The organism is Mucilaginibacter psychrotolerans (assembly GCF_004519315.1).
Classification (GTDB): Bacteria; Bacteroidota; Bacteroidia; order Sphingobacteriales; family Sphingobacteriaceae; genus Mucilaginibacter; species Mucilaginibacter psychrotolerans.
In genome coordinates, this window is record NZ_SOZE01000008.1 from 58,563 (window position 1) to 77,517 (window position 18,955).

Annotated in this window: 19 protein-coding genes and 1 tRNA gene; 10 read left to right on the forward strand and 10 right to left on the reverse strand. The window is 41.4% G+C overall.

All coding sequences use genetic code 11. From position 1 onward, the window contains the following. Positions 1-57 precede the first annotated feature (57 nt). From E2R66_RS10070 to E2R66_RS10085, 4 genes are read left to right on the forward strand one after another with little or no spacing between them, the layout of a single operon-like run. Positions 58-2,088, forward strand: a complete 2,031-nt coding sequence (locus E2R66_RS10070) for an SUMF1/EgtB/PvdO family nonheme iron enzyme (RefSeq protein ID WP_133229248.1) — start codon at positions 58-60, stop codon at positions 2,086-2,088. A 12-nt stretch (positions 2,089-2,100) separates the two neighbouring features. Then, positions 2,101-2,571 (forward strand): GNAT family N-acetyltransferase, encoded by a 471-nt coding sequence (locus E2R66_RS10075; RefSeq protein ID WP_133229246.1) that lies wholly within the window; start codon positions 2,101-2,103, stop codon positions 2,569-2,571. Continuing rightward, positions 2,568-3,497 carry a fatty acid desaturase family protein gene (locus tag E2R66_RS10080; RefSeq protein WP_133229244.1) on the forward strand — a complete coding sequence of 310 codons (930 nt, stop codon included), beginning with the start codon at positions 2,568-2,570 and terminating at the stop codon, positions 3,495-3,497. Before E2R66_RS10075 ends, E2R66_RS10080 begins: the two co-directional genes overlap by 4 nt. 3 nt (positions 3,498-3,500) lie before the next feature. Then, on the forward strand, positions 3,501-3,959 hold the full coding sequence (locus tag E2R66_RS10085; protein WP_133229242.1) for a GNAT family N-acetyltransferase: 459 nt from the start codon (positions 3,501-3,503) through the stop codon (positions 3,957-3,959). 40 nt (positions 3,960-3,999) lie between these two features. Here the strand turns inward: E2R66_RS10085 and E2R66_RS10090 are convergent, their stop codons facing one another. After that, entirely contained in the window at positions 4,000-4,248 is a 249-nt protein-coding gene (locus E2R66_RS10090) for a helix-turn-helix transcriptional regulator (RefSeq protein ID WP_158288370.1), read from the reverse strand. Positions 4,249-4,544: 296 nt separating this feature from the next. Between E2R66_RS10090 and mobF the strand changes: the two genes are divergently transcribed. Next, positions 4,545-7,226, forward strand: coding sequence for a MobF family relaxase (mobF, locus tag E2R66_RS10095; protein WP_133229238.1), 2,682 nt, complete (start codon positions 4,545-4,547; stop codon positions 7,224-7,226). 310 nt (positions 7,227-7,536) lie between these two features. Continuing rightward, positions 7,537-8,469 carry a hypothetical protein gene (locus E2R66_RS10100; protein ID WP_133229236.1) on the forward strand — a complete coding sequence of 311 codons (933 nt, stop codon included), beginning with the start codon at positions 7,537-7,539 and terminating at the stop codon, positions 8,467-8,469. 125 nt (positions 8,470-8,594) lie between these two features. Here E2R66_RS10100 and E2R66_RS10105 read toward each other — a convergent pair whose 3' ends face one another. The 9 genes from E2R66_RS10105 to E2R66_RS10145 all read right to left on the reverse strand — a co-directional run bounded on the left by E2R66_RS10105 (position 8,595) and on the right by E2R66_RS10145 (position 15,251). Then, complete coding sequence (locus tag E2R66_RS10105; protein ID WP_133229234.1) at positions 8,595-8,966, reverse strand: DUF2958 domain-containing protein; 372 nt, start codon at positions 8,964-8,966, stop codon at positions 8,595-8,597. A gap of 183 nt (positions 8,967-9,149) precedes the next feature. Further along, complete coding sequence (locus tag E2R66_RS10110; protein WP_133229232.1) at positions 9,150-9,635, reverse strand: JAB domain-containing protein; 486 nt, start codon at positions 9,633-9,635, stop codon at positions 9,150-9,152. A 9-nt stretch (positions 9,636-9,644) separates the two neighbouring features. Further along, positions 9,645-10,544 carry a toprim domain-containing protein gene (locus E2R66_RS10115; RefSeq protein WP_133229230.1) on the reverse strand — a complete coding sequence of 300 codons (900 nt, stop codon included), beginning with the start codon at positions 10,542-10,544 and terminating at the stop codon, positions 9,645-9,647. Positions 10,545-10,625: 81 nt separating this feature from the next. Continuing rightward, positions 10,626-10,820 (reverse strand): helix-turn-helix domain-containing protein, encoded by a 195-nt coding sequence (locus E2R66_RS10120; protein ID WP_133229228.1) that lies wholly within the window; start codon positions 10,818-10,820, stop codon positions 10,626-10,628. Positions 10,821-11,045: 225 nt separating this feature from the next. Then, positions 11,046-12,254 carry a tyrosine-type recombinase/integrase gene (locus E2R66_RS10125; RefSeq protein WP_133229226.1) on the reverse strand — a complete coding sequence of 403 codons (1,209 nt, stop codon included), beginning with the start codon at positions 12,252-12,254 and terminating at the stop codon, positions 11,046-11,048. A gap of 439 nt (positions 12,255-12,693) precedes the next feature. Continuing rightward, positions 12,694-14,316: a coiled-coil domain-containing protein gene (locus E2R66_RS10130; protein ID WP_133229224.1), complete on the reverse strand. Its 1,623-nt coding sequence runs from the start codon at positions 14,314-14,316 to the stop codon at positions 12,694-12,696. A gap of 24 nt (positions 14,317-14,340) precedes the next feature. After that, positions 14,341-14,562, reverse strand: a complete 222-nt coding sequence (locus tag E2R66_RS10135; protein ID WP_133229222.1) for a hypothetical protein — start codon at positions 14,560-14,562, stop codon at positions 14,341-14,343. A 6-nt stretch (positions 14,563-14,568) separates the two neighbouring features. Continuing rightward, positions 14,569-14,973: a hypothetical protein gene (locus E2R66_RS10140; protein ID WP_133229220.1), complete on the reverse strand. Its 405-nt coding sequence runs from the start codon at positions 14,971-14,973 to the stop codon at positions 14,569-14,571. 2 nt (positions 14,974-14,975) lie between these two features. Beyond that, entirely contained in the window at positions 14,976-15,251 is a 276-nt protein-coding gene (locus tag E2R66_RS10145) for a helix-turn-helix domain-containing protein (RefSeq protein WP_133229218.1), read from the reverse strand. 236 nt (positions 15,252-15,487) lie between these two features. Here E2R66_RS10145 and E2R66_RS10150 point away from each other — a divergent pair. From E2R66_RS10150 to E2R66_RS10165, 4 genes are all read left to right on the forward strand, one after another. Beyond that, positions 15,488-15,561, forward strand: a tRNA-Met gene (locus E2R66_RS10150). A 46-nt stretch (positions 15,562-15,607) separates the two neighbouring features. Continuing rightward, positions 15,608-15,877, forward strand: a complete 270-nt coding sequence (locus tag E2R66_RS10155; RefSeq protein ID WP_262710297.1) for a GIY-YIG nuclease family protein — start codon at positions 15,608-15,610, stop codon at positions 15,875-15,877. Positions 15,878-16,013: 136 nt separating this feature from the next. Beyond that, positions 16,014-17,102 (forward strand): acyltransferase family protein, encoded by a 1,089-nt coding sequence (locus E2R66_RS10160; protein ID WP_133229214.1) that lies wholly within the window; start codon positions 16,014-16,016, stop codon positions 17,100-17,102. 546 nt (positions 17,103-17,648) lie between these two features. After that, the gene (locus E2R66_RS10165) at positions 17,649-18,944 is read left to right on the forward strand and encodes a TolC family protein (RefSeq protein WP_133229212.1); all 1,296 of its coding nucleotides are present in this window, start codon (positions 17,649-17,651) and stop codon (positions 18,942-18,944) included. The last annotated feature ends 11 nt before the right edge of the window (positions 18,945-18,955 follow it).

The following is an 18,955-nucleotide window of genomic DNA, read 5'->3' on the forward strand; positions in this document are numbered from 1 at the left end:
CAGATTTTGATAATGACATGGCAAAATTAAATATCATTCACAAACTTTATAATTCCTATGATAATAGATAAAGTACCGCATGTTTTAAGGGAAATGATTAGGAATAAGCAAGCCTGTCTTGTTTTAGGTGCCGGCGTTAGCATAGCTTCAAGTAATAATCATCCCACATCATCTTGGAAAGGACTTCTGAAAAATGGCATCAGTCACTGTAAAACTTATGGTACTCCTCCCCTTAATGAGGATGCATCAGGTAAGTTATTAGAGATTTTGGAGCTAAATGACATTGATAATTGGCTCGCAATAGCAACTTTGATTGAGAGAAAGTTAAAGTATCCAAACAATCCAGAGTGGAACTCTTGGCTTTACGAATCTGTTGGCAGTATTAAAGTAAAAAATTATAACCTGTTAGAATCGATAATATCATTAGAACTGCCAATACTTACAACGAACTACGACAATCTGTTTAGTGATAAATCTTTATCTTACCCTAAAAAAAGTATTACTTGGAAAGATAGATCTTCTGCGTTACATTTTAAACAAAATCCATTAGATTATATTTTTCATTTACATGGTTCTTTCGTACAGGCAGACTCAGTGGTTTTAGGTATATCTTCTTACGAACATTTAATCAACAGTGAGTTTATACAATACATTCAAAGAAGTCTAAGTTTATCATATGGATTTATTTTTATTGGCTACGGGGCGGGATTTGACGATCCGAACTTCAGTGCATTGATTAGATTTTTATCAAGCTATGGTACACTGTCGCCCAATCAAAAACATTTTGTTTTAGTTAAAGAAGGCGACCAATTTTATTTCAATAATTTACCTAACATTTATCCAGTTGTTTATGGAGAAAAACACGAAGATTTGCCTGTTTTTCTAAGAACATTGCCATTCAGCATAGAAAGATTCATTTATCGGTCTAAAAGAAAACATGCTGAGCATATTAAATCTAATGAAACCTTCAAGGATATGGCTTATTGTCCCGACATGGTTTTTATTGAAAGCGGAACAGCTCAATTAAAAGATAAAGGCAAGATAGAAATTAGGAAACCTATAGCAATGGGAAGGTTTCCTGTTACTGTTGAAGAATGGAATATTTTTGTACATGAACGAGGGTATCATTATCGGAAATTCACAATTGATAATAGGCGAATAAAGTTGCCTATTACAGGGATTTCATACTATGACGCGATTGATTATACGAATTGGTTGTCGGAAATCACCGGATATAAATATAGACTACCATCAGAGAACGAATGGGAATATGCCGCTTTAGCGGGGAATGATGGAAACTTTTGGTGGGGAGAAGACCCCAACGTGATAAATGCGAATTTTCGTGACTCTAAATTAGGAGAGCTAACAAATGTAGATACTTATCCCGCTAATAAATTTAATCTACAAGACTTCTTTGGAAACTGTTGGGAATGGACAGATGACAATTATAGTTCGAACAGAGCTGAAACCGAGTTTACAGAGAAGCCTTATCAAACTAACAATAATTCTGAAAGCCAACGATCAAATGAACATATTTTAAAGGGTGGATGTTTTTATTATTCTTCTGATTTCATGAAAGCTTCATCAAGGATACATCTTGAACGAGAAAGTATTTTTAACAGTGTCGGTTTTAGAGTTGTAAGAGAAGTACACGCTATACTAAAGTCTGATGATTTTTACTACATTTTGTCAATATCATCTCCTTTTGCTATTGATTTTGAAATGAATAAAGAAATGAAACCGACTTTAAGTTATTTTAACATGTCTGAAAGCCAGTTATGGAACATCAAAATAGATAAAAATAACTTGGCGACTATATCACATTATAAAACAAAAAAAACACTGTGTTATTCGGAAGATCCCCAGGATTATTCCACACTAAAAATGTCTGAGACCTTAAATGACGTTAAACAACGGTCAAAGTACTCAATCAAAAAGATATTAGGCGGTTACATGATAGTTTCAAGTAGATTCAATAAGGTAGTAGATTTAGAGGGTGCAAGAAAAGAAAATATTCCTGACCTAATAATGTTTGAACCACATGGAAATTTCAATCAAGGGTGGCATTTTATACCAGTTAAATTTTAAACCAATAAGAAAATGAATCAAAAATATGTTTTGGAAATCGGAAATGTTGATGATGCGCAAGTGAAACAACTTTTTAAGGAGGCAGACGATTATTATGCTACTTTATATCCTGACGAAAGTAATCATCCAGCTTTTTCAGAGGATTTTAAAATAAGAAAATCTTATTTCATCATTGTTAGATCTGAGGATCAAATTGTAGGGTGCGGGGGTATTCTTGTTAAAGATAATACATGGGGCGAAGTTAAACGGATGTATGTTTCTAAAGTGCATAGAAGAAATAAAATTGGTACAGAAATATTGCTTAATATCCTTAATTGGTCTACGCTTAATAATATTAATATATTAAAATTAGAGACTGGGATTTATCAACCCGAAGCAATTGCGTTATACGAAAAGTTTGGTTTTAAATTGATTGAACCTTTTGAAGGATATGAAGAGGATCCTAATAGTGTATTTTATGAAAAAAATTTAACGGAACTATGATTAGTACTCCAGCAGGCTATAAAATTCCAGATCAAATTAAATCTGATTTGGGTGATTTAAACAAGACTAATCTTTCTATGTTTTTCTTTTACGTATTTTTTGATTATTTATTTATATGGCTACCAAGTACACTTTTATACGTATATAGAGAAGATATAGGTTATTTTACGATCAGCGTATTATATATTCTTTGCATTTTGCTTTCAAGCCGATCGCTACGGGGATTAGAATGTGTGGTGCACGATGGATCTCATTTTAATTGGCTAAGGAAAAGCAGAAAAACAAACGACTTGCTAACTAATATTTTCGCAGCATTTGCAGTGTTTAGCACTGTAGAAAATTATCGAGCAAGTCATACTTTGCACCATAAGTATCTTGGATCAGATGTAGATCCCGATTATAAAAGACACATTTTGTTGGGGTTATCGCAAATTGATAGAACGGATAGAAAGAAATATATTAGGCAGATTATTACAAAATTACCCATCTATATTCCAAGTTGGTGGAGAGCTATCGGTACAGATTTTAGAACTTTAATAAAAGGAATAATTTGGAACCTGATTTTTTGCTCATTATTTTATCTGATATTAAACTCGGTTAGTTCCGTCATTGCTATTTGGCTTTTTGCTTATTTTATCCCTCTAACCGTATTTCTTCCTGTTTTAAGATTTATCGGAGAAGCTGCTGAACACGACTATGAACAATTTGAAGTTGTCGTATCAAAAACATTCTCTAATACAGGAATAATACATAGGTTACTATTTCATCCTCATAATGACGGCTACCATACAATTCATCACATTTTACCATCAATTCCTCATTATAAATTACCAAGCCTATATAAGAGATTAAAAGCTATTGATAAGGTTAAATTTGGCTCTATACTAAGAGAGAGGAAATATTTATTTACCAATAAAAACCCTTAACACATGAATATTTATTTAAAAAAAATCGACTCAACAAATTGGGAAGACTGCATAAATTTGCACGTTGGACCAACACAAACCGGATTTATACTACCGAACGTGAATTCTTTAGCTGAATGGTCAGTTAAACCTGACGCTCATGCATATGGAATTTTTAATGATGACAAAATTGTAGGTTTTGCCATGTTTCAAAAAGATGATGAAGGTATCTACGACATCCACAGATATATGATTGATTTCGCATACCAAGGCAAAGGAATTGGACTTAAAGCATTAGAAAAATTAGTTGAATTAATAATTTCATTATCCGAAGACATCGACAAAATAAAAATAATGTTTTTAGTGGAAAATTTGACAGCGGAAAAATTGTATAAAAAGGCTGGCTTCATTGATTCTAATAAGACGCTTTACAACGAAAAATGGCGATTCACCGAAAAGATATTCTATTATTATCGTAAATAAAAACATGTGAGGATGACCTCTTTAAAAGAGGTCATCCTTTTTAATAACATCCCTCTTTAACCATCCTTGCTATTTCATAGGCATCCCATCCATTCAGCTTAGTACTCCGCTTAAACGGTTTCGGATACCGCCCCGCTTTGATACCCCGATAAAACGTGGACCTGCTGATATTTAGTAACTGCAATACTTCCTCCGTGTTCATGATCTTGGGGATAGTTAGTGTAGCTGGTGTTCCCATGGTTTCGATGGTTTGGTTCATCATATATTCTTTCCTCTTAGGTGATTTCATTGTTGTTAATTGCATCGATACAATCCGCATAAGCCTGTATCATGAGGATGCGCTGCCGCATAAAGCTTGAACGGTCGTAAGCCAGGTCTACGCTAATTCCAACCTTCTCTCCGTACTTAAATCTAAGCTACGCTTAGGGAAGAAGTCTGATGAAATTCTTATTGACGGCAAACTCTGCTTTAGGAAGCACTGCCAGGCTGTGCGCGGTAAAACCAAACCGTTATAGTTTGTTATTGATTATCTGATAATGACGGCGTGTCCGCGCTGTTTCGTTGTATCATCCATTCATGATACGTATGATACCAAGCAAGTCGTCGAGACATGCCAAAACCTATTTCTCCGATGCGTTGGAGAAAACGGATTACTATTTAGATAATCAGGAACTGCCCGGGCGGCTTGTTGGTCGCTTGGCGGATCGGTTGGGCGTTACTGGCCCTGCGACAAAAGATATATTCTTTGCCCTTTGCGAAAATATTAATCCACGTACCGGGCTGCCGCTTACCAGCCGAACCAAAGGGAACCGAACCGTCGGGTATGATATTAATTTCCATTGCCCCAAATCGGTAAGTGTCGTGCACACGTTGTCTGATGATAACCATATCCTTATTGCTTTTGAGCAATCCGTCCGTGAAACGATGCAGGATATTGAAGCGGATGCAAAAACCCGTGTCCGAAAGCGCGGGGCTTGCGAAGATCGCGATACCAATGAACTGCTCTATGCCTCATTCACCCATCAAACAGCAAGGCCGGTGGACGGACATTTGCCGGACCCGCATTTGCACACCCATTGCTTTGTGTTTAACGCGACCTGGGATGAAGCCGAACAACAAATTAAAGCTGGCCAGTTTCGCGATATTAACCGTGATATGCCGTATTATCAGGCGCGGTTTCATAAAACACTTTCGGATAAACTGACGGATTTAGGCTATGGCATACGCCGCACCAATCAATCCTTTGAAATTGAAAACGTGCCGCAAGTGGCCATTGACCTGTTCAGCAAACGCACCAGCGAGATCGGCCAAATTGCGAAGGACAAGGGTATTACCGATGCCAGGGCATTAGGTGAACTTGGTGCCAAAACCCGCGCTAAGAAACAAAAAGGTTTATCTATGGATGAACTTAAATTGACGTGGCGAAACCAGTTGCGGGAACTCGCAAAACACTATTCGCACGACGGTACAAAGCCTGTACGTTACGGCCCGAAGAAAGGCCCGGATCAATCGGTTGATGCCGATTGTGTGGATTTTGCCATACGGCATTCCTTCGAGCGTGTTTCTGTGATGCAGGATCGCCGCCTCCTGGCAATAGCGTATAGGCAAGGTATAGGCCAGCGGCATATCTCATTACAAGGTATTGGCGATTGCTTTAATCATGATGGCCGGATTATTCGCATCACGGAACAATACAAAACGCTTTGCACGACCGAAGCCGTGCTGGCCGAAGAACGGCAGATGGTCGAACTGGCGCGAAAGGGCCAGAACCGCTTTCTGCCATTATATAACGCCGCACCTAGCTTTGATCCTAAATTGAATGACCAGCAGGCGGCAGCGATTGAGCATCTGCTCACGACCACGCATCAAGTTACTATTGTGCGCGGGGCGGCAGGCACCGGCAAAACAACGATTATGATGGAAGCCGACAAACATTTCACAGCGGCGGGAAAAAAAATGTTTGTCGTTGCGCCCACGGCGCAAGCTTCACGTGGCGTATTGGCAGCAGAAGGCTTTGCCGACGCGCAGACGGTGGCAAAACTGTTGCAGGATAAAGAATTGCAAAAAAAGCTGCACAATCAAATCCTTTGGGTGGATGAAGCGGGTCTGCTGGGCATCGCAGACACCAGCGCGTTACTGACGATAGCGCATCAACAAGATTGCCGTCTGATATTTGGCGGGGATACGCGCCAGCATTCAAGTGTGGTACGCGGGGATGCCTTACGTATCCTTGATATGGCCGCAGTACTTAGAACAGCGGAGGTAACGAAAATCCACCGGCAGAAAAACGTGGATTATCGCGCCGCCGTTGAAGATCTGTCTAAAGGCGATATACACGGCTCTTTTATCAAGCTGACAAGTATCGGGGCAATCAAAGAGGTTGATCCACTAAAGCCGAATGACCAGCTGATCGAAGATTATCTAAAGGCGGTTAAAAAGCGCAAATCCACCCTGATTGTTTCACCGACCCACGCCCAGGGCAAAGCGGTCACCGAACAAGTGAGAATAGAACTCAAAGCGGCGGGGCTGATCGGCAAAAAAGAGATCAAGGCGCGCAAACTGGAAAACCTCAACCTGACAGAGGCGCAAAAAAGCGACTGGCGCAACTTTGCGGAAGGACAACAAATCCAGTTTAGCCAGAACCTGCCGAAAATTAAACGCGGCAGCCTGTGGTTGGTAAAAGAAGTCACCCATTGCGGCGTTACCATTAGCAATCACGAACAGGAAGCATATTTACCGCTACTGAAAGCCGATTGCTACGATGTCTATAAAGAAACGGAGATCGGCCTGGCCAAAGGCGACACCGTGCGGATCACACGCAATGCCTTTGATAAAAGCAACAGGCGCATGGATAACGGCCAGATGCTGACCGTTAGTAAGGTGGCTAAAAATGGCAATGTCGTATTGATCAGCAAATCAAAAACGACATACATGCTGGATAAAGATTTTGGCCATCTCGATCACGCCTATTGCACCACCAGCCATTCGAGCCAGGGCAAAACAGTGGATGAAGTTTTTATCTCACAACCGACATCGACATTCACCGCTACTGATGCAAAACAGTTCTATGTTTCGGTTTCGCGGGGCAAGGATGCCGCTCATATTTATACAGATGATTGCGCGGCTCTCCTGGAACATGCTGCTCAATTGGGCAACCGGCAATCGGCGATTGAATTGGTTAGCCACCAGTATCAGGACATTGATTATAGGCAGCAGCAGCACAAGGAGGTGTATAAAAAAGACAACCTGAAATTAACTGAACACTAGGGCACCAAACCGACGATTAAATTTGATGAATAAATCCATAGAAATTAAAATTTTGATTTTCAGTATTTCACAATTAATTTACTGGCAAAAACCTAAATCAATAGCAATAGATGGAGAATCATCACAACAATCAGAAAAGGGAGTCTAATAAGATGTTTTGATTTGTTTTATGATGAATCGAAAGCCATCAGGTAGAGGCAAAAGACATTATTAATTTGGTGCTTTTAAACCTGTTTCCTTGTAATACCATAACTACGTAGTTAGGATGTAGTTGAATCAAAGGAATTGTGTGATTACATTTGAAAAACATATGATAGCATCGATAACTTACTCATCAGCATTTTTTGAAAAAATAGATGGCATTTTATTCAATGAAGACGTGCCGGTGCCCGTCTTGTATAGAAAACGCCGAATAGAGTTTTTTTCTGATTTAAAACAATACAAAAGAACATATAAATATAATTTCATAGCCTTTCCTGTTGATACTATTCCGAACGCGGATCGCATCTATATTAATAGCGACTTTATTATTGGATACAAAAAGTATCATGCCATTAGGAACAAATTCAGCAACGAAACTATCGAAAATGAGGTCGAGAAATACGACAAGGACTCGGTTGTAGAGTTCATAAGTGACATCATTCACGAAAGAATTAGCAATCTGTCTTTTGAATTTGAGGCAGCATTGAAACACGCAAAGGCTTCTTATATATTCGCGGGAATCACGGATAATGTAATTATTATAAGAAATTTATTAAGTCACTACAGAAATGTCTTGAATAGTCCTAATATTCAAATCTCGCATTTTAGCGGATTATCTTTACCGAAAGTCATTTCGGACGTTATGACTGAAGTCTATATCTACTATCTGTCCGACCGATTGGAAATGATGGAAATTCAAAGTGCCTCGGAAGTTCTATCTGTCAGCGAGGTTGTTGATGATGGGCTAAGAATAAAATGGAATGGAAGACAGCAGGACTTGGCCGAACTTTTTATTGAGCTTGAGCGAAAGAATTGGACCACGCGCGGAGAATTATCTATGATTAAAGTATGCACGCTTCTAAGCAAAGTTTTCGACCTTTCCGATACAAAACGAAAACACGCATCTAACAGTGCCGCCAGTTTGTATCAATTATTCAAAGGCTCTTACCCCGAAGAGAGCAGGGGCGACCGCAGGTACTTCTTCGATGATAAAAAACACAAGAGGCAATTTGAGAACATAAAAGAATTTAACAAGTCCTAAAACGCAATTCCAATTCCGTTAAGATTTATAGAATAGCCAGCGCTACTAACCTATCAATTACGGCTTTGGCGTTTTATCTGGGATGGATAATGCTTAGCCCGGCTGGCGGGCTAAGCGTCTTGGGCTTAAAGTTTGTAAGCCGCCTGCTTCAGGACTGTCTCATCGAGTGTGATTTGCCCGATGTCGCGCGCGGCTTCTGCGTAAACGCTGATTGGATATTCCCCGTTGAAATACAGGTCACGTTCAAGCCTTTGAAATGGGCCTTGCGCATCTGTTATTTCCTGGATGCTGACATAGCCGATTTCAGGGAAACCCATCCCCAGATCGCATAAGCCGAAAGCGATATCGGGCTCGTCCGGGCAAAGTTCCGTCAGTAGCCAGGTGCAAGCCGTGCCGGTGATATATAATCGCACGACAGGATGATGATCCTTGTATTCGCCCATATCTTTTCCGTTCTCTATGAGCTGGTCGTATTGTGTTTGGGTAAAAAGTTTCATTGGTTAGCCTTTCTGTTGAGTTGATGGTTGCAGGAGATGGCCGACCGGAGGCCTAGTGAGCGAACCGGCTGTAATTTTGGATGGGCGGGTGAATGCCTGAAAGGCAGAGGAAAATTATAGTTGGTGAACGAGCGGCTTCGGTTAATCTCATGCAACGAACTATCGGCTCATTCGATAGGAAGGCTATCCAGGGTGTAACTTTTGGTAACCAATCGGCATCAGGCCCTCATCCGCGAACGAAAAGTAATTATCCGTAGCGAGGATGATATGGTCGAGTACGGCGATGTCCAAAAGCTTCCCAGCATCGTAGAACTTTTGCGTCATCGCCTTATCCGCATCGCTGGGCCGCGAGTTGCCGGAAGGGTGGTTGTGCGCAAGGATGATGCTTGACGCATTCGCTTTAAGCGCGGTCGCGAAAACGATTTTGGGATCGGCCGGGCAAAGCGCTGCGCCGCCGCTCGCGATACTAGAAACACCGATACAGCTATTGCCTTTCATCAGCAATATCTTGAACTCTTCCACGAGGCCGATGCGGGCATAGTCCCAGGAGAAGGACAAGATGCCATAGGCTTCCGCTGGGCTGGATACGTTCAGCCTGTCTTTCGGCCTGACGGGGTTGCGGTAGGTGATTTCGATTTCGGTGACCTGGAACAGCGATTGGCTCATCATCGCTGCCAACTACAAAGAAAGGTTGAGCTGATGCATATGCCATGCGTTCACATCTTTATGCGGCATATATAAATCATTCATCGGCACATGCTGCAGTTCGGCTTCAGTCTGGAAAAATTCTGCCAGCACCCTTGTCGCTTCCCTGCCCATGTTGTCGTTATCCATCCACGTCATCGCGGTTTTGTAACCGTAATTGCGGATATACCCTGTGGCATGGGGGATCATGCTGATTGAATTCAGGATAATGGCATCGTCCTGCAGCACGTCTTCCTTGCGGATGATGGCCGAAAGGTAATCCATGAATCCTTCGAACAAATGGACGCGCTCGGGCTTCGCCACGGAGCCGCGAATAAAGGTGATGGTTTTAGGTGCGGTACAGCTTTTGAAAAAAGAATTGCGCAACTCGTAACCGCCATCCTCGTTCTTCATCCCCAGCGCATAGATGCGGGTGTTTTTTACCGAGTGCTTTACGTAGACTTCTACCAGGTATTTCTCCGCGACAGAAAGCGGGATGCCGCGATGCTCCAGGTAGCGGATAAGGAAAAGGTCTTCTATTTTATTGACCCTGGTAACGACCCATTTCGGTTTTTCATCCAATGCGACAGGTTTCACGGTATAAGCGGATGGATTGAAGGTCATGTTACCGAGCCAGCGCAAAGCGTCCGATACGTTGCTGTCCTTGCCCTGACATTTGAGCCACAAGCAGGCGAATGCAACCGTATCGCCGCCTTTGCCTTCCCCGAAATCATACCACTTGTTCATGTGCTTGCTGACATGGAAACTGGCGGTTTTTTCGTTGCGGAAAGGGGAGAGGTATTTTGCCTCTTTTTTGTTTTCAGATGCGGGTTCGATACGCAAGGCATCCAGGATTGCAGTCATAGAAATGGCTTTCGCCTGTTCGATGTTCATCGGGCGTTCCTTATAAAAATAATCAGGTTGTTAGGTAAGGGAGGGATAAGGGAGGATTGGTTACACCTCCTTATCCCGGATTTATTTGATCAACCGGTCTTCAAGAAATCTGTCCAGGTCGGATCTGTGATAGCGAATGGCGCGACCAATCTTGAAATATTTTAAGTTGTAACGTTTCTTGCAGGCCCATGTGGCCAGCGTATTAGGCGCATAATTGATATAGGCCGCTGCCTCTTTGCGGTTCATGATTTCTTTCGGTTTTGGTTTAGTCGGCATTATATTCTCCGTTAAAGTGATAACAGTCCCGAGCGATTCATCGAATGACAGGAAACGGGGAATGTTATAAAATAAAACGCCGTCCAAAATCAAAAAAAGTTGGCGCATCAATAAAGAACAACAAACATCAATTTGCAAAAATACAATCGTATTCATGTGCAATAGCATTATACGATGTTCCATTGCTTGCCATCCCGAAGCTGGTCATCGCAAATTTCAAAACCGTCATGAATGATTATTCATCGCCACACTGTTTTCGGAAATACGAAACATCGCATCAGTAGCCTTTTCAACCGCTGCCCGGACCGGGTCAAGATGCAGCCTTGCATAAATCAAAGTTGCCTCCGGTGAACGGTGTCCTAACGATTTTCCGATGATTTGCAAACTTGCCCCGGTAATCGCCTGATAGCTTCCTAATGTCCGGCGCAGATCATGCATCCGAAAGTTTTCTATTTCAGCTGTTTCCAATAATTTTTTCCAGCTATGTGCGGGGCAGGCAATATGACCCGTTTTGCTTTTCTTGCTTGGAAATACCCATTTTGGTTTCTTAGCAGATTGTCCGCATTCCACTAAAGCCTTTTGCCAGCGTTCGTTTAAGATTTCCATGGCTTGCGGCGTTAAAGGGATAATTATTGGATCGCCGTTCTTGGTGTTAGGGATATGCCATTCCTGCTGGTGCCAGCGAATATCCGCCCATCGCATTGCCGTTACTTTCGATTTGCGAGATCCTGTAAGGAGTAACAACCAGGTATAATGCCGTATAGTAGTTTCTTCTTCATTCAGTGCTGCGAAAAACCTCGGCAGTTCCTCCGGCTGCATGAACCGGTCGCGCGAAACTTCCTTGAATTCCTGAATACCCTCGGCAGGATTTTTCCCTTGCCATCCCCATTCAATGGCCTTGTTAAAGATAGCCCGCAACCGGGCAACTGCATTATTGGCTGCATAGGTTCCGTTATGTTGACCGATACGGACATGCGTTCGTTGCACCTCATTCTTTGATATGGCAGAAATCTTTTTGTGAAGGAAATGGCTGAAATGGTTTTGGATAACATCCTCGTCTTGCTTCCAGGTCTCTTTGTGCTGTTTGCTGTAACGTGACATGTATTCATCAAATAGTTTCTGGAAGGTCATTTCATCGCGGATGTTGCGCTTTTCCTGTTGCGGGTTTTTGCCGGAAGCAATCTGGCCTTTTAAGACCGAGGCAGCCTTGCGGGCATTTTCAACGCTTATATCCGGGAAACTTCCCAGGAAAAGGCGCTCGGGTCGCCCGTCAATTTTCTTATACAGGTAAAACGATTTCGTGCCACTGGCCCGGACATCAAGAATCAGGCCTTTTTCACGGGTATCCCGATAATAGATACGGCTGCCGGAATCAGGTAATTTTAAGGCTATTAAAGCAGGCTTGGTGAAATTGAAAGTCTTGGCAGAGGTCATGAAAACACATTCTTTCCGGTGCGCCCCAGCCGTGCTACTGTGGTGCTACCTTACAGGTCAAAAACAATGCATTTCGATATATCTCACAAACGGTATCTAAGGGTTTAAATGTTTGTTTTATCTAACATAAACAACAAACATCAACACCCGGCAAATACCACCCTTTCTCACTCAGGATGAGGGCGGAATGAGACCAGACACCGACAAAATCTTTATAGATGTCAATTATCTAAATGCACACACATTCATATTGATTTGAACAAAGTGCTACTATGGTGCTACCTGCCAAATCAATTATAGTCTACCAAACATGCCTGAAAGAATCAAGTCAATTTGTTAGTTATAGTGTGTTGTAGAGTGTGTGCAATATGCTAGACAGGCAAGATTACTTTTACCTTGTTATCCTGAATTTTTTTCAAAAAGTCGTCTATAGGACTTCTCATCGTACCCAGTTTTTATAAGCTTCTTTTTCAATACTTTCGATGAGTCGTCTAACATATTCGAGATCTGCCAACTTGGTCCGTCTGTTAAGTAATGTATTAAGTGTTGTTGAGATTCTGGTATTGTCACTACGATCTCGGCTTGTAAACGTGTTATCAAATCGTCTGCGTAACTGTTCAAACTCTCTTGCAAGTTCGATTTCTTCAAGTCTAGCCCATTCTGGTAGATTTTCTTCTTCTCGGCAAATTCGTTCAATCTCTCCGTCACTTTGTTGTCGAGAGTCGATTTCAAGTTGTTCAAATTCTTTTGGTAAATCATCCTTTCGGCGTTGTATGCCTGAAGTTCCTGCGATTGCTCGGCCAATACTTTCTGCAATTCTATCTGTAAGTCCTGATAATTCAATAAGGCGCTCGCTAAATTCGAGTTCTGTGTCTCGTACGTGCTCGCTAATTGCTCGTTCTTCTCGTTCAATCGCAAATTGAGTTTCTTTTGTAGCATTATTAGCTGCGTGTTCAAGTCGAGTAAATTCTTCTCTTTGCTCTGTAAGAGTTCGGACATCGTTTTCAAGTTCAGCAACCTTATCTCGATATCGCGTTTCCAAGTCTGTTTTGTCTTCTGAAAATCCGTTTCGTTTTTCGTCAAGCTCCAATTGGCTGATTGCAATTCGTTCCAGTTCGTCTTTAGAATGTCTTTCAACGTCTTCTCGTATTGCTGCCTCAAGATCAATCCGTTGTTTTCGATAAGTTTCAACAGTTCGGCGCTCGTCTCGCAAGCGACTTGTAACTCTCGACTCAATTTCGCGGTATTGTTCTGATTGATAGCATTTATTAATAGATCGTATGAGGTTCGCAATTTGGTTTCGTCTGCACGTGACAGATTCTGTGTGAAGCCGTTTCTCGAACTCATCAATTGGTTCACTTCTTCCAGAATTGCCGCCGGAAGGGCGTAAGTAGTTTGTGAATTGTTGTTCATTTGTATAGACCCATTTTGAACGCCCTGATTGAAAGAGCGATTGAAAAATAGCTTCCCGGGAATCCTCTGGGAGTGTGATTTGCAGCGTATTTATTCGAAGTCTCCGTAAGTTGGCTTTATCGGCTTCTGATATTGAAAATTTCTTTACGATTTGTACGAGTAAGATGGGTTGTTGATCTTGAAAGAGAACAACGTCCGGTTGAAACAACATGATACAGTTATCCAGGAGCAACTCTGAACCTATCGCGACAAGGCCTGATGCATCCTCGAAAAAAAGTAAATTCCTTTTAACGGTTGTGGCATAAACGAAATCCGAAGATTTCAACGTCATTGGCGGGTCGTCAAAATTATTAGGGTTGAATTTGTAAATCGCCGGCACCTTAATCCTTTTTTCTAAAACTAAAGAATCAATTGCAATATGCTTACGGTATTGATGATCCGAAAAAGTACATTTATTGTTCTGCTTAACGTACTTAGCGTCATGCCGAAAAAAGTCAGTTACATGCGTCTTATGCTTGACTGCTTGCATATCTCTACCGCATCCAAGACAAGTATAGCCACGACCGCTAACTGCTTCCGAAATATGAACTTCGGCAGCATCGATAACCCTCATGGCATAAAAGTGATTTTCTCCCAGGTTTTCTGACATCGATAGTTAGGCTGTAAGGATAAATCAAATTTCACGTTCACGCGATTGTTCACGTCCTTTCTGCGAAACTTCACGTATGCGTTCCAGTTCGTATTGCCTTGCCCCGGCAGCCATACCCTTAAAGCGTTCGCCCTCCGCTTTGGCAGATAGCATTTGCTGTGCAACTTCTGGCATTTCCCGTTTCAGTTTATACATCTGATTAAAGCCTTTTATATATTCCGGCGATGGGTCTTGTTCTTCTTCCATATAAACTTAATCTTTTTTGTAGCGTAGCAAAAATATATTTTCGTCAATCGGTTCCAGTTCCAGCTCTTTTCTAAGTTCGGCCCTTAAGTCGTTTACTAGATCATTAATATCGATTGTTCCGCCTTTTTGAATATCATACGCCAGTTTCTTTGCAAGCTCGATTTGTCGCTTGGTTCCGAATAACTGTAATTCAACTAATGGAAGTTCAAGTTTTCGCACTGTTTCCTCTGAATATTCCCGGTGGACGATATCGTAGGCAAGGATTTTATACGTATCAATCAGATGCTTGCTAATAATCTCTCGCCGCTTTAGTGTCTTATCCCGTTTGCTGCTGAAATAATGTGCAGCTATCCAACCTATAACAGCAATCGCTACCGTAATAATGGTTTTTATAATATCAGAAATATCCATGCTTAAAATGTCTCATAAGTGAAATCTTCAATAAAATCGCGGATGCTGTCAGCATCGTATAGTATGATTTTTTTCTCGGGCTGGCTGTATCGGATTTTTCCTTCGTCACGAAATTTCTGCAACGTAGTTTTGCTGGTAATGCGTAGCATGCGCATGGCTTCCTCGCCGGACACCCATTTGTCGCCTTGTGTTTGTTTAGGTTTTTTGCTGTCTATATAAGCTTCAAGTTTATCAATCATCGCGTAAAACGCGCGATCTTCAAAGCATATCACTTCCATCGGTTCAGGATTTTTTATGAAGGTAAAAACTTTAAACGATATTCCAAAGTGCTTACCGCCAAGCCATCAGGAACAAAAAGAAAAAAGATTATAAAAAAAAGCGGCGTTTTCTTACCTTTGCGCTCCACGCACCGAAAGGCGCACCGTTAACAAAACCGTTAACAAGTTTGACAACTGAAAAAAGCCACTTACGGCACAAATCGTAAAAAGCTGATTATCAGTATAAATAACCACCCGGCGGGGTAGCTCAGATGGTTAGAGCGTAGGATTCATAACCCTAAGGTCGGCAGTTCGATCCTGCTCCCCGCTACATTAGCAGAAGGCCCCTTGAAAAAGGGGCTTTTCTCGTTATTACCATTTACGCGCTATACTCGCCAACTTTCAACCAAATTTACATCGGTAGTACATCCGATATGGCTAACCGATTCCTTTCTCATAACGAGTTAGCCACTAAAGGGCATACGATAAAATATCGCCCATGGGTGATTGCTCATATCGAAGAGTATCCAACAAAAGCCGAAGCGGTGAAACGCGAAAAACAACTTAAAACTGCTAATGGAAGGCAGTTTATACGGGGCATCGTTAAATCAAAATTTGATAGCTCAGATGTTTTGCGCGCAGGTTAATATCCGCTGGTAAGCGGACGGCAGTTCGATCCTGCTCCCCGCTACATTGGCAGAAGACCCCTTGAAAAAGGGGCTTTTCTTGTTATTATGATTATGTTTACCGTTTAAGCGGTATACTCGCCAATGTTCAAAACCTATGGGCAATAATGAAATAAAGAGTTTAACAGGTGTACGCGGCTTGGCTGCTGTTTATGTAATTATTTTCCATTGGTATGGGGTGTTTTTTCATAAAAAACCGCAGCCGATTAACGATTATTTATCGGTTTTTATTGGTCATGGTTATCTATCGGTCGATTTATTTTTTGTGCTAAGTGGCTTTTTATTAAGTTTAACATCATCGGCCAACTTTAATAATCATCTATTTAAAAATGATTATAAAGCGTTTATGTATAAGCGATTTTCCAGGATATTTCCCTTATATATCGTTGTAACGCTATTATATTTTCTTCTTTTTCATTCCCGTGATTTTGAAAGCCTCATTGTAAATTTAACTTTATTACAGGGGATATTTCATTTTTCAAACGACTCCCTGATTTTACCAGGGTGGTCATTAACAAACGAATGGGTTGTTTATTTTTTCTTTCCGGTAGCGTTTTATTTTATAGGGAAAATTAGGAACAAAGCCTGGATACTACTAATGGCGTCAATTATCATATTTATAGCGATAAGCACTTTTAGAAGTGCTTTTTTAAACTGGGGTAATTATTATTATTTATATAAAAATCACGGTTTTTATCCGGTAATTTCATTCACCCGTGGTCCGGCTAGCTTTTTACGAACTATTGCAGCATATCTATTAGGTATTTTTGCCTATTTGAGTTTCGAAAGAATAAAACAACAAGTTGTGTTGGTAAAATACTTAGCCATTCCGCTATTTGCTTTACTTTTTTTTAAAAGGACGGACATTTTGATCATTCTTTCGATGCCCTTTTTTATCGTTTATATAACAGAAAGAAATATGGTCAATCGGTTTTTATCCAGTAAAGCTGTTTACTTTTTAGGCCTAATATCCTATTCGTTATATGTAAATCACTTTTTGTTTATTGAAACCTTTGATAAGGTATTAAAAATACTGGGCATTAACCTTAATAACTATCTGATTGTCAGCTTTTTATACGTAGCTATAGGAACATTAGTGTTTAGTGCAATCACTTATTATGCAATTGAAATGCCAGCTGCAAGGTATTTAAAAAAAATGCGCGAACGCTTTTATGTAAGCAATTAGGGTATCGCAATTAACAGTATATGGTGAATGTGTTAGGGAAGTAAAGTTTGCTATTTCGGGAACCACAAACTGACACAAGTATCTGCACAGGGTAATTGAACGGGGCTAATTGATGCCTTTCTTATATTGGGTTCAACGTAGGTACAACTTGAAACTTCTTCGGCAGGCCTTCATACGGCGCATCATCAAATCAAAATTCGATAGCCCCAATTAAGCGGAAAATGATCTGAAGAAACCATTTTTGACTCGTATCTGCCTTTTTCGCCTGATGCAAGAATTTCCGCACTTTAATTGCCACAGCGGTCGGTCATAGGTGGTTAGTACAAACACACTGACTTTGGTACTAAAGGGAAGATCTGATGTTATTGTATTTTCGAGCCTGTTTTTTTGTCAATTTTGGGGTTAAGCACAACGCTCCCAAAGCGGTTTAACGCAGATTGTCTACGGAATACCGAAAGCGTCGATACAAATCGGGTTAGTATCGACTCTCTTTTTTTTTACGGGTTTTATGTTACTCATTTGTGCCTTTAAAGAGCATCATAGCATATGACCAAAAAGGCATTTTTTTTATTTTTCATCTGCCAGATCGGCTGGGTGGCAGCGTTTTCCCAGGACAGCCTGAGCGTTGTAAAATGGGACCTGCAGACCTGCCTGGATTATGCCAAGAAAAACAATATTCAAGTGAACAGTGCCCGACTAAGCCAGCAAACCAGCCAACAGGAACTGATACTTTCCAGGGGGGCTGCGCTACCAAATTTATATGGCTCTGCCACTCAGTATATCAACCACTACCATAATGACGCGGTTTATGGGTCTGGTAACTACGGACTGACTTCGTCCTGGACCCTTTATCAGGGCGGTTATATTAAAAGCGATATCCAGCAAAAGAATGTAGAGGTGGAGCGGGCAAACCTGAGTATCCTGCAACAGGTTAATGACTTAACCCTGCAAATCACCCAGTATTACCTCAATATTTTACTGGATAAGGAAACCATCATTTACCAGCAAAATGTAGTTGCTACTTCACAGGCACAGGTAGATCGGGCCAAAAAACGGCTTGATGCCGGCAGCATTGCGCAAAAGGACGTTGCCCAGCTCTTAGCACAACTGGCGAACGATAAGTACACACTGGTTACTGCCGAAAATGCGCAACGGCAAGACCTGATCAGTCTGAAACAACTCCTTCAGCTGAGTGCTACAAGCTTTGATGTGATCACACCTGATACTATCATTTCTAAAAAAGCGGTAGATAATCTACTGAACGTACAACAAACTGCGCTAAAAGATCGACCGGAGGTAAAAAGTGGCGAATTGTATGTTCGATCGGCCGAATTTGGGCTTCAAAAGGCCAATTCTGGCTACCTGCCAACCCTTACCGCCTCGGGCTTTGCCGGCAGCAGCTACCAGGGCGCGGGGAGTGGTTATTTTACCCAGTTGAACAACGGCTTTAACCAGCAGGTGGGCCTTAGCCTGTCGATACCCATTTTTACCCGCAAGATTAACCAGGTGAACCGGGCACAAGCAAAGATCAACATCGATCAGGCTAAACTCTCGTTAAAAGATACCAAAACAACCCTTACACTTACTATCGAAAAGGCGTACATCAATGTCGTCAATTCGCAAAATCAATATGACGCGGCAGCCGAGGCCTTTAAATACAATCAGGAAACTTACCGCGTTGCCAATGAGCAATTAAAAGTGGGTGTTGTCAATATGGTTGACTTTCTACAGCAAAAAAACCTGTATACGCAGGCCCTACAGCAATATATTCAGGCTAAGTATAATGCAGCGCTTACGATAGAGATCTACGAATTCTACAAAGGCACCCCCGTTAAACTTTAACCGCGCACAAT